The 12,050-nt window shown below is 44.0% G+C and carries 4 protein-coding genes; all 4 read right to left on the bottom strand.

Annotated elements, in window-relative coordinates; all coding sequences use genetic code 11:
- Nucleotides 1–10: 10 nt before the first annotated feature.
- A complete protein-coding gene (locus tag B5771_RS05325) occupies nt 11–3,043 on the bottom strand; it encodes an FAD-dependent oxidoreductase (RefSeq protein WP_088186613.1) in 3,033 nt (1,010 codons plus the stop codon).
- 154 nt (nt 3,044–3,197) lie between these two features.
- Nucleotides 3,198–7,199 carry a helicase-exonuclease AddAB subunit AddA gene (gene addA, locus B5771_RS05320; protein WP_088186612.1) on the bottom strand — a complete coding sequence of 1,334 codons (4,002 nt, stop codon included), beginning with the start codon at nt 7,197–7,199 and terminating at the stop codon, nt 3,198–3,200.
- Nucleotides 7,192–10,749 (bottom strand): helicase-exonuclease AddAB subunit AddB, encoded by a 3,558-nt coding sequence (gene addB / locus B5771_RS05315; protein WP_088186611.1) that lies wholly within the window; start codon nt 10,747–10,749, stop codon nt 7,192–7,194. The genes addA and addB overlap by 8 nt, the downstream gene beginning before the upstream one ends.
- A 57-nt stretch (nt 10,750–10,806) precedes the next feature.
- The gene (locus B5771_RS05310) at nt 10,807–11,748 is read right to left on the bottom strand and encodes a BadF/BadG/BcrA/BcrD ATPase family protein (protein ID WP_172408165.1); all 942 of its coding nucleotides are present in this window, start codon (nt 11,746–11,748) and stop codon (nt 10,807–10,809) included.
- Nucleotides 11,749–12,050: the final 302 nt, after the last annotated feature.

The following is a 12,050-nucleotide window of genomic DNA, read 5'->3' as shown; positions in this document are numbered from 1 at the left end:
CAGCTCAATTTTAGAAGAAGTTTAACATTTCTACGATTTGCTCATTGGTACATCCTCTAAGATTGATGGCACCGCAGCGACAGCTGGAGGCACATGCTCCACAGCCTTTACACAGTGCATCGTTTACTACGGCAACACGGTTTTCTAAATCAACAGATACGGCCTTAGCTGAACATACGGCTTCACAAGTTCCACAAGCAGTGCACTTGCGTTTATTAACGTAGGCTGTCAAACCTGCGGACTCAACTTGTTCTTTCGATAAGGCTACACCGGCACGTCCGGCAGCTGCTTTAGCCTGGGAGATGACTTCTTCCATATTTTTGGGGCTGTGAGCAATACCGGCCATAAAGACACCGTCAGTACTGAAGTCAACAGGTCTTAATTTCATATGTGCTTCTAAGAAGAAGCCTTCGTTATTAAGAGGTACTTTGAACCACTTGGAGAGTTTTTTGCCATCTTCGGGCGCTTTAATAGCAGCCGCCAGGCAAATGACATCCGCTTCGATTTCGATGGGACGATCGAGAACATGATCCTTAACCGTTACGACGAGGGTTTCCCCTTCTTTGCTCACAACGGGTTTATCGTTTTCACTATAACGGACGAAGAGTATCCCGCTTCTGCGAGCGAGCTCATAGTCTTCTTCAAAATAGCTGTAAGTTCTCATATCCCGATATAGAACGAAGACATTAGCTGATGGATTTTTGGCTTTAACTTTCAAGGCCAATTTAACAGATTTGGTGCAGCAAGTACGGCTGCAATAAGGGTTTTCCTCGCAGCGAGAGCCAACGCATTGGATGAACACAAAATTTTGAGCTTTAGCTACGAGATCATCATGCCGAACGAGGGCTTCATCCATTTGAATTTGGGTCATAACACGAGAATCCTGACCGTAGAGATATTCCTTCGGCTGGTATTCTTGGCCGCCGATCGCTATGACGGCAACGCCATGACGAAGTTGTTCACCGTCGTTCAGAGTAGTGGTAAAGTTTCCTAAGAAACCTCCAACATCTTTAATTTCTTTGCCAACATGCAGCGTGATTTTCGGATGACTGCTGACACGTTCGACCAACTCCGCCAGGAATGTTTTGATATCTTCCCCGCGGAATCCGGTGGAGAAGCGTTTAGCAATACCGCCAAGTTCGGGAGCTTTCTCAACCAAATGAACAATAAACCCTTGATCAGCTAAGGATAAAGCACTGGTCATTCCGGCAACTCCGCCTCCGACGACTAAAGCATCGTGATTCATTTCCATAAACACCGGTTGAACAGGCTGCTGCATTGAAGCACGGACGATAGCCAGACGGGTCAGGTCTTTCGCCTTTTCGGTAGCCTTTTCAGGTTCATTCATGTGGACCCAGGAACATTGGTCACGGATATTGGCCATATCAAACAAATGGGCGTTTAAGCCGGCTTCTTTGAGCGTTTCTTGGAATAATGGTTCGTGAGTCCGTGGACTGCAGGAAGAAACGACAATTCTATTGAGTTTATATTCCTCAATTAATTCCTTCATAGAAGCTTGAGCATCTTGTGAACAAGCGTAGATTTTCTCAGTTGCCATAACAACGGTTGGCAGAGTTTTAGCATACTCTACAACTTCCGGCACATTAACAACACTGCCAATGTTTACTCCGCAATGGCAGATAAAAACTCCTGTCCGGATAACGTCTCCGGCGACTTCTTTCTCAGCAGGATATTCTTTTTCACTGACGAGAGTTCCGCGCTCTTGCGACAATAAGGCGGAAGCAGCCCCTGCGGCAGCACTAGCCTGCATTACTGTTTCCGGAATATCACGCGGGCCGCTGAAAGCTCCTGCAGCAAAGATACCTTCTCGCGAAGTATTAACACCTGTGAGAGGTTCCAGCTCAGCAAAGCCAAACTTATTGACTTTTAAATCTAAAGTTTCGGCCAAAGCTTTGGAACTTTCTCCCGGTTCCAGGCCAACAGAAAGAACAACGAGATCGAATTGTTCAGTGGAAATTTGACCGTCTTCATTGGAATAGCGAATGACAGAATCACCCGAACCGTCTTCAGCTTCAGTGACTTCATAAATACGAGAACGGATAAAGCGTACACCTTGATTATTCTTAGCATTATTGTAGTATTTTTCAAAATCTTTGCCCGGTGTTCTCATATCCATAAAGAAAATTGTGGTATCAACAGGAATATGACTATGTTCCTTGGCGATGACCGCTTCTTTGATGGCATACATACAGCAAACGCCGGAGCAATAATTTTTATTAATCTTAGCATTTCTGGAACCCACACACTGAATCCAAGCAATCTTTTGCGGTTCTTTCTGATCAAAAGGACGAACCAAATGACCGTCAAAAGGTCCGGAGGCACTTAAGAGACGCTCGAATTCCAAGCTGGTAAGGACACTTTTAATTTTGCCGTATCCATAATATTCTAAAGAAGCAGCATCAAAGACTTTAAAGCCGGGGTTCAGGATCATTGAACCAACTTCAATTTCAATTTCCTTGGCTTCCATATCATGGTTAATAGCACCAGCCTGACAGGCTTTGAGACACTTTTTGCAAATATCTTTCCCTTTGGCTTTTCCCATAGTTTGATAGAGACATTTCTGAGGATCAATAGCATAGGCATTAGGAAAAGCTTGTGAATACTGTTTATAGATGGCCTTGCGTTTTCCAATGCCTTGATTGAATTCATCATCAACTTTTACTGGGCATACTTCTGCGCAGGATCCGCAGCCGGTACATTTGTCAATATCGACAAAACGTGGCTGTTGTTTAATAGTAACTTTAAAGTTTCCTGCTTCTCCCTCGGTTTTAATCACCTGGGAATTGGTGTGAATGCGAATGTTAAGATGACGTCCGCATTCAACTAACTTAGGAGACAAAATACACATAGAGCAATCATTTGTAGGGAATGTCTTATCTAACATTGGCATAGTTCCACCAATGGCCGACGATTCTTCTACCAAATGAACCAGATATCCCGACTCTGCCAAATCAAGTGCAGATTGAATACCGGCGATCCCAGCGCCTACAATCATCACAGCACCGACTTTATTTTGACTCATTATAACACCTCTTTCATGTTTACTCTTTGCAATAGTTACAACAATCACAAGGGACATTATTACTTAAATTCGCCAAATAATTTAAAAATCCTTTCTTGAAATGCCAAAATATTATAGAAGAATTTAATTATTCAATAAGAATATAAGGCTAGTGTCATAAGAATAGTTGATTTTCCAAGGATTGCCGTATTTCTAAGCGCCGAGAATTAGCAATTATGATTTCTTTCCCTAAAGAAAAGGAATAAAGAGAACACTGAGTAACCTCTATGCCCATAAGCCTTTCTATGGCCAAAGCATAAAGTGTCAGTTGAAGGGCATAGCGATCTCTGAGAAGTTGTTCCGGGTCCTTTTCTTCCTCCCTCAGAGAATCTGTTTTGTAGTCTAGAATTTCTGCCCTGATCTCCTGTTCCTTCTTAGTGATCATGACTACATCTATGACTCCTTGAACCAGGATATTCGTTTGAGCTTGTTTCTGAGGTGGAAAAGTTATAGTAAAAGGAAGTTCCTTCAGAACTTGATCAGAACTGAAAAGACGTAACCCGAGGGACGTATGGAGCAGCTGAAGGATTTTCAGAGGCTCAATCGTCTTCTTTTGTTCTGTGGTGATAATTTCCTGCGCTTCGAGTCGATTAAGCAATTCCTTGATCTGGATTGTTTGATCCGCCGCTTCCAGCTTCAACCAGGCTGAACCCCAATTCTTAAAGGGCAAATGCTGCATTACGGTATGCAGAGCAGTTCCTCGTTCTGCGGCTGTAAAGGAGTGAGACGATTGTAGAAATTTGGGCCTGAGAATCTGGCCTTTCCTTGCCTGAAGGCTGTGGTGTTGAGGGGTCTCATCATCGGCATAATACCAGTTATGCTGACGTTTTAACTCCGAAACGCTGGTTTTAGCAACCTGGCTTACGGGATGGGGATAGTTCCAGCTTAAGCGGCGATTGACCTCTGTATACCATTGTTCAACAGCTATAATCTCATCAGATATTTTGCTAGCTTCTTCACAGGTTTGGCCAAGGCAATTTTGCTCCTGCCCTTCTGCTTCTTGAGAAAGCATAAGTACTTCTTGGCGGCTTATTTCTTGTTCCGATTCCAAGCTGTGATGATAGACGATTTCCCACGATGAGTTTGCCTCAGGAATAGTTAAAACCGATTGTTCCTGTTCCTTTCCTAAACCAAGTGAAGGATGACGGACTAGAGCCGGAACAATCCAATCGAGAAAGGATTTTGCATTTCTAAGTTGATTATCAGGCAGAGGGACCTCTGGCCAGTCGGAAATTCGCTGCCACTTCTGTAGACTATTATCTAAGTTTTCTACATTCCCGTATAGAAATAGCCGTTCTTTGGCCCGAGTAAGAGCAACATAGAGAATACGCAGTTCTTCAGCTAAGGACTCCTGAGTCAGCCGCTGCTGAACAGCATATTGGATCAACGAGGGGTAACGTACGTTATTTTCAACGTCAATGATTGGCATGCCCAGGCCTAATTGGGCGTGCAGAAGCAGCTTTCCTTTTAGACTTCGTGAGTTAAAGCTTCGCCCTAAGCCCACGACAAAGACTACTGGGAATTCTAGTCCTTTACTGGCATGGACCGTTATTAAGCGAACAACATTTTCATTCTCTCCTAAGGCACGTGCATTCCCCATGTCATGGCCCTGATCCTGAAAACGCTCTAAAAATCTAAGAAAGCGGAATAAGCCCCGGTAACGTGTAGCCTCAAAGCGTTTAGCCCGGTCGTAGAGTACTCGAAGATTGGCTTGACGCTGAACTCCCCCGGGCAATGTTCCTACATAAGCCAAATACCCGGTTTCTTCATAAAGTGACCACAAAAATTCAGACAGCGACAAACGGCGGGACTGAGTACGCCATTCTTGGAGATTTGTCCAGAAATCAGCTGCTTTCTTCTTTAAGCCCGGAGCTGAGGCCAGTATGTCTCGGGCCTTTTCTTTGCGCAGCACTAGAGTATCGTTATACAAACTCAAAATCTGGGTAAACATGGTCAGGTTGTCCTCAGAAAGAGATTCCTCGGCAAAACTTGACCAGGCAGCGAGTGCCAAAGCTTCATAAAAGTCCCCTTCCGGAAGGATCATCCGCAATTTGCCAAGTTCCAGCCCGTTGAGGTCGACAAGGGGCGAACGCAGAACTGCTGCCAAAGGGATATCCAGGTGAGGGTTGTCGATGACTTTAAGCAGAGACATAATAATTTCCACTTCATGTGCTGCGAAGTAACCTGTCGACGTCTCAGCATAAACCGGAATGTCTGCTTTTTGAAATTCTTCCACGAATATGGGAGCTACTGCTGAGTAGGAACGCATTAAGACAACGATGTCGGAATATTGAACAGAGCGAAAATTTCCTAGATGTTTATCAAAAATTTGGAACTCAGAATTTTGCACCATTTGTTGAATTCTCTCGCCGACAAAATGTGCTTCAAATCTAGCTTTATCAAATTCCTCCTGGGAAGATTCTTGATTTGTCAATTCCTCGGGGCTTGAACTCAGCTCCAGAGAGGAAGTTTCTCTTGACCAAGAGTCCTTAAGGCTCTTTATATCGATAAGATGAACTTCAATTGGCCCTTCGGCAGTGGGGATTGAATCTTGTCCTTTAACAAAAGAGGCACCAAACCGTAAGGCTGCTTGATCGTCATAAGTGATTTCACCGGAACCATTTGTCATAATTTGACGAAATAGAAAGTTCACGCCGTCGACAATTTCTTGACGGCTTCTAAAATTGCGGTTTAAATCAATCACCATTTTGACAGACGATGCTGTATCAACGTCTAATTCCGGCTTCCAATGGGGTAAGTTTGCATACTTGGTCAGAAATAAACCGGGGTCGGCCATGCGAAAACGATAAATACTCTGTTTTACATCCCCAACCATAAAAAGGTTTGGAGAACGATCTTGGCGCGAGACACGTTTTAAAATTTGTTCCTGAACAGGGTTAATGTCTTGGTATTCATCCACTAAAACTTCATGGAAATAATCCTGAATTTCCAAGGCAATAACAGTTCCTTTTTCTTCTTCTTCAAGTAAGCTAAGTGCAAAATGCTCAAGGTCTGAGAAATCTACAATGTTGCGCAGCCTTTTAGCCTCCGCATAGTTGCGGGAAAATTCCAAGACTAAACAGCCTATAGTCTGAGCCATTTTTGCCATAGGCTTTAAAACTTCTAATTGACGCTCATGGGGATATGAAAAAAGTTCGCTCCGAAGTGTTGTTAATTTTTTTTTGGCCTCATCCCGGAGTTTTTTGCATTCTTCTTGCAATTGTTTATCCCCTTTTGAACGAGCAGTCGTTAATTTAGGGAATTTCAGGGATTCTTGTACTTGAATTTCGATCTTTGTCCATGAATTGGAGCTTACAAGTTTTTTTAAAATCTCCACGCGTTTGATATCATCTTGTAATGTTTCCGCATATTGGACCGGGCCTTCAGGCTTTTGAGCGATTTGCTCAGCGCTTTTCAGATTGCTTAAGGCTTCCTGAAGAGTGTCAAGAAGTCCTTGACGAATAATTTGTCCCCATTCGCTCTCCATCAGAGTTTCTAGGTTATCCCAGAGATAGGCTTGATCAAGAGCATTAAGCCATTGCAAGGGGCTTGGCTGACTTTGGGCAAAATCGAAGATATGCAGTATTTGTTCCATAACTGCCAGATCATCTCGGTCAGAACCGAAAGCATCAATAAGTGAGATAAAGTCGGGGTCTTCTTTGTCATACCAAGCCTCAAAGAGATCTTCAATGACATCTTGGCGGAGGAGGGTTATTTCTGCTTCGTCGGCAACTCGAAATGCTGGATCCAGATCCAATTGGTAAAAATATTTTCTGATTAACTCTAAACAAAAAGAATGCAGTGTTGTAATATTGGCTTTTTGCAGCAGCGCACGCTGCTGAAGCAGATGTTCAACTTGACGGATGTCATCCTCCTGGAACAAGGCCTCGTCGATAGCTTTGCCGATTCTCTCCCGCATTTCATTAGCGGCCGCTTTGGTAAAGGTAACGACTAGAAAGCGATCTACATCGACAGGATTGTCTAAGTCTGTGATTTGTTTAATGATTCGTTCTACTAACACAGCGGTTTTACCAGAACCGGCAGCGGCAGCTACCAAAAGTTGACCGCGTAAATTAATCGCCGTACGTTGCTCTGCAGTCCATGAAGGCTTACTCATCATGATCTCCTCCTTCCAACCAATGTAATTCACCTTTTGTTGATAGGTCATTATTCTCCGCTGAAGAGTCGATACGTTTCAGACGATTCCATAGATCTTCTTGGTCTAAGGGACGCAGCTCCCGATATTGATTTTCCGGAAGGAAGGGATCGAAGTGACATACGGGTCGATAGGAGCAATATTGACAGGCGGTGCTTTTGCCTCGGCGATAAGGATTTAAGGAAATTTCGCCTGCAAGAATTTCCTCTCCCCTTTGCCTAAGGGCTTGATAAAGATACCGTTGAAGTATGGCAAATTGGTTTTCGGTGAGAACATTGGCTCCTTTCCTAAAGGAACCGTCTTTATTTAATCTAAGGCCCAGCAATTCGGATTGCCCTGAGGCAAATGAAGAGTCCATCGCTTCTAAAACCTGGGGGTCAGCTAATAAATAGCCGCTGACTTTGACGGCTTTTAGCTTTTTCTCTTCAGCTTCCTCCGGACTGAGGGGAGACTTTTCGTCAAGCTGCGGTTCAAGCACAGGAAAATAGAGAAAACCCGCAGGCAATGGTGACGGGTTGACCGTATTCAATAAAACCTCTGCTCCCTGCAGAGCAACGCTTAGATACGTGAGCAATTGAAGATTAAGGCCGTAGTAAATGGTATCCAGAGCCAAGGTCTGTTCACGGGATTTATAATCAAGGATTCTTAAATAGACTTGTCCCTGCAAGAAGGCAGCGTCAACCCGATCAATTTGTCCCGCTAAAACTAAGGAATCTCCTTCGGATAAAGGAACCTCAACTCCGGGAAGTGTTTCATTGGGACCGAATTTGACTTCCAATTGGATGGGAAGGAATACGCCTCGCCGTGCATGCTCTCCCAGTACTCGAACGGCATGATGAACTGTGCGTTTGAGTTTGTGAGTGATATAGCGATAACGAGCATTGCTTAAGAGAATTTCGTGTTGTAATTGAGGTGCCAGTTGATCAGCTAACTCCGTGACAAGCGCCCAGGACTCTTCTTTTGTCAACTTTCCCCAATCCAAATTTCTTTCCTGGAGTTGTTGAGCAAAATCATGTAAAAGAGTGTGAAAAAATTCTCCCATATCCGGTCGGGAAAGTTGATACGTTGATCGTTCACGCAGCTTCAGTCCATAGTGGGCAAAATGTCCAAAGGGACACTTGGAAAATTGTTCTAAGCGGGAAACACTTGCCTTTAAATGCTTGCCATAGAGGCGGCGTGCAAGTGAACGGGGAATTCGTTGTTCTTGGTTTTTGGCGGTTAGGCTGGACCGAATATAGTTCAGCTTCCGCTGATGATTAGGATCTTGACTCAGCCATCTCTCAGCAGCTTGCCAGAGGGTTGACAGAGGCTCTCCTTGCTGCTGCAGAAGTCGTAACTGATCGGCATAATATTGAAGGGCTGAGTTCCCTTGAGTAATCAATTCTAATGCTTCCTGATTGCCTAAAAAGTCCTCGGAAATTGAAAAAAGATGTTTGAGGCGCAGGATAACAGAGGAAACTGTCAGTGCTTTCCCCTCCTCATCGGTTAGAGGATACGAGACTACTAATTTTTCCCTCGCTCTCGTAAAAGCAGTATAAATAAAAAATTGTTCCTCGTAGATTTGAGCTTTCCCTTTAGGCGCGAGAGAAATTCCCTCTTTTTGTAATTGTTCTCGTTCTTCCGCATCGAGAACTCCTTCGGAAGCAGGTCTGGCCGGAAGAACTCCTTCATTGGCTCCTAAGATGAATTGAATTCGCATCTCAGGATTGCGCGAACGGTCTAAGGAACCAACGAGGACTTGATCAATTCCTGGAGGAATTTGCCCGAGTTCAAGAGCTTCGATTCCTGAGGTAAGAATTAAGAGATATTCCTCAAGGTCCAAGGTTTCGTCACCTAAACCAGATACAATTTCATCGAAGACTTGGATAACAGCGTTCCAGAGCTGCTCCTGAAGCTTGGCTTCACTCAGCTTTCCTTCGCTTAGAGATTTTTCCGCCCACCTCTTTAAGGTTAAGGGGACGTTGAGGTTCTCTAAAAATGAAAACAGTGCTTCTGTAATCTCCCGAACCGTTAAATCTTCTTTTTTCTTTATTGAACCAAGCGTATTGAATAGAGGAATAATTTGCTCATAGATAATTGATCTGCAGGTATTTAACTGAGCTTCGAATTGTTGTTCACGATCAAGTTGTTCTTCATTCTGACCCAGCGACCATTGGCGATGATAACGCCAGGGGATATTGTTTCTCCAACGTTCTCCGTGTATTCCATGCTCGAGAATATAGTTTTCCAAACGATCGATATCGTCTCTTTGCAGCGGGAAAAAGTCAGTCTTCAAGCAGCGAAAGAGCGGTTCGTACGCCCAATTACTAGAAACAACTTCAAGGATCGAAAGAACTAATTCGATGAAAGGATGATGAAGGATAGTGTGTTTATGATCAATATAAAAGGGAATCTCGTAAGATGTAAAGGCTTGAGAGATTAACTCCTGATACCCTGGAAGATCACGTGTCATAACGGACATGTCTTTCCAAAACATTCCTTCATCTCGAGCGTGGCGTCGTAATTCTCTGGCAATCCCTTCGACTTCTGCCCGTCGATTGACTGCGGAAATTATTTGAATTCCGGGTGAATCTATAGCGGGAGCAGGTGCTTGCTTATAGGGAATCATAGGATAGGTAGAATAATGCTTCTCTAAATAATCGAGCCAAGGATGGTTAAAGCGTTTTGCTGTTTTAAGTATTGTCGGAGGCAGAACTTGAACTCCAGTTTCCAGGGCCAATCGCTGCAAGGCTTGATAAGTTTGCCAGGGGCCTGTAAAAAACTCTTCCCCTATTTTTAACGCGCTTTCTTCCAGATCCCTTTCTTTCGCGATAATGTCCGGGTCAAGCGGAATTGTAATCACAACATCAGCGGCCGTCATAAGCAGGCGTTTTAAAACCTCAAGCTCCTGAGGAGTATAGCCAATGAAACCGTCGATCCAAACTTGGGCTCCCTGAGCAAGAGGCGCAATGGGAATCTTGGCGGCTAAAAGGGAAAGCTCATCATCAGGATCCCTAACATCTTGTCCAAGAGATGCCTGAAATTCTTCGTAGATTAAGGCTAAATCATGGAGTTTATTTTCCAATATCTCCTGATTGCTTTTAACATAACGCAAATCATAAGGGGTAATTCGATAGGTTTTAAATTCCCCGATCGTTTGTGCCAGAAGGTCAGCCATTCCGGGTCGAGTTGCCGAACGGGCAAAGGCTTTAAGTTCCAGACGATGCTTTAAAAGAATTCGCCGCAAAAGCATTCGTTTGCCGGTAGCCCCAATTAGAATCTTCTGTCCTCCGCCAGTTTCTGCAAAAACTCGCCAGCCCATGCGCCGAAAACTTAAGACCAGAGCCCGCAGGCTTCCACCCAAATCCGGTGTATTGGCCAGGGCCACTTCCATCTGATAGCTCGCCTGTTCGGGCACAAGCAGGATTATTGGATTTCCCCAGGGTTGGTTCCGAAGTTCTCGGCGGATTTCCTCTAAGCAAAGAGTACTTTTGCCACTGCCTGCTCGGCCAATTACCAATCGGAGGCTCAAATTAATTGCTCCTTTCCAATGAAAAACATGTCTGAAATTTGGATTGCCAAATCCTTTTTAAATCTCTATATGCCGTACTTGTGAAATCTCACTTAACAGTGCTGCGCCAACAGATGGCTGATAAGAAGGTTGAAGCAATTGCAGGTTAGAAAACTCTTCATAAACAGTCAATAAAAATGCTGGTTCAATAAATTCCCAAATATGGGTGATTCCTCCAACAAGTCCTAGATCAATACCCTGAGTTTTCCGGAGCAGTGCTCTGGCAACGAGCCCTAAATCTCTTCCTGCTTGGGCAAATATTGCTTCTGCGACAGCATCCTGGTTCCGAGCCGCCTCTACAACTATGGGAACTAAAGCTGCAATATCTTTATTTGTGCGTTCTACTTGATTCAGCCAGTCAACAATTTCACGCACTTGTTTTAGCTGCAAATGATTTGACACTATTGATTCTAAAATACTTTTAGGCCCGTAGCCATCACAGGATGCAACCATAGCTGCAAGCGCCTTACGGCCAATATCATAGCCGCTGCCCTGGTCACCTATTAAATGCCCCCAGCCCCCAATGCGAAAGACCTTTCCCTCGTCATTAACTCCGAGGGCCACAGTTCCGGTTCCAACAGCCAAAACATTTCCGGAAAATCTCCCTCTTACAGACATTAAGGCGCCAAAAGCATCATTCTCCATAACAATAGGAATATCACGAAAAGATAATCCTCCTACTTCCTCTAATTTTAGTAATTCATCTCTCAAACCATTCGCCATAATATTCCAGTCCTCAGCGGTGTCAATACCCGCAAGGCTAATTCCAATACCTTCTAAAGAACCCTCTTTCAGAGCATCGCGAATCCCGTTCACGATATTGTTTACAGCTTGAGTTCTGCCAACGACGTGATAGTTACTTGAAGGATTAAGGTGAGAACAGAGTATCTTTCCGGTTGAATCAAGGGCTACAACTTCTGTCTTACTGGCTCCGCCGTCCACTCCGATTCTTATTCCCATGTTAGCACTTCCTATTCTATGGTAAATCAAGCATCTATTTCGGTAATCCAATTCTTTGTACTGTCCTAGAAGCATACTACAATAATAGGTTACCTAAATTATAGCACGCGTCAACGACATCAGAATGTTCTCATACTAAATTTCGCAGCAAAGGCAGCAGAACAACGGATAACCGGTCTTCTCCTGCCTTTGCTGCGAAATCGAATATGATCACGTGCTTGGAGTGAGTAGGTATGAAATAAGATTTTGAAAGAGTAGGCATGGTTCAAGATATTTACCCATAGGATAATAAAGCAATTGGG

It is taken from the genome of Desulfosporosinus sp. FKA (assembly GCF_002196785.1).
Classification (GTDB): domain Bacteria; phylum Bacillota; class Desulfitobacteriia; order Desulfitobacteriales; family Desulfitobacteriaceae; genus Desulfosporosinus; species Desulfosporosinus acididurans.
Note: the sequence above shows the minus strand (reverse complement) of the source record. Positions and strands in the feature narration are given on the sequence as shown.

Excerpts from the sequence above, each read along its gene's own strand:
- addA (WP_088186612.1), bottom strand. The coding sequence starts at position 7,199 with ATGAGTAAGCCTTCATGGACTGCAGAGCAACGTACGGCGATTAATTTA.
- B5771_RS05310 (WP_172408165.1), bottom strand. The coding sequence starts at position 11,748 with ATGGGAATAAGAATCGGAGTGGACGGCGGAGCCAGTAAGACAGAAGTT.
- B5771_RS05325 (WP_088186613.1), bottom strand. The coding sequence starts at position 3,043 with ATGAGTCAAAATAAAGTCGGTGCTGTGATGATTGTAGGCGCTGGGATC.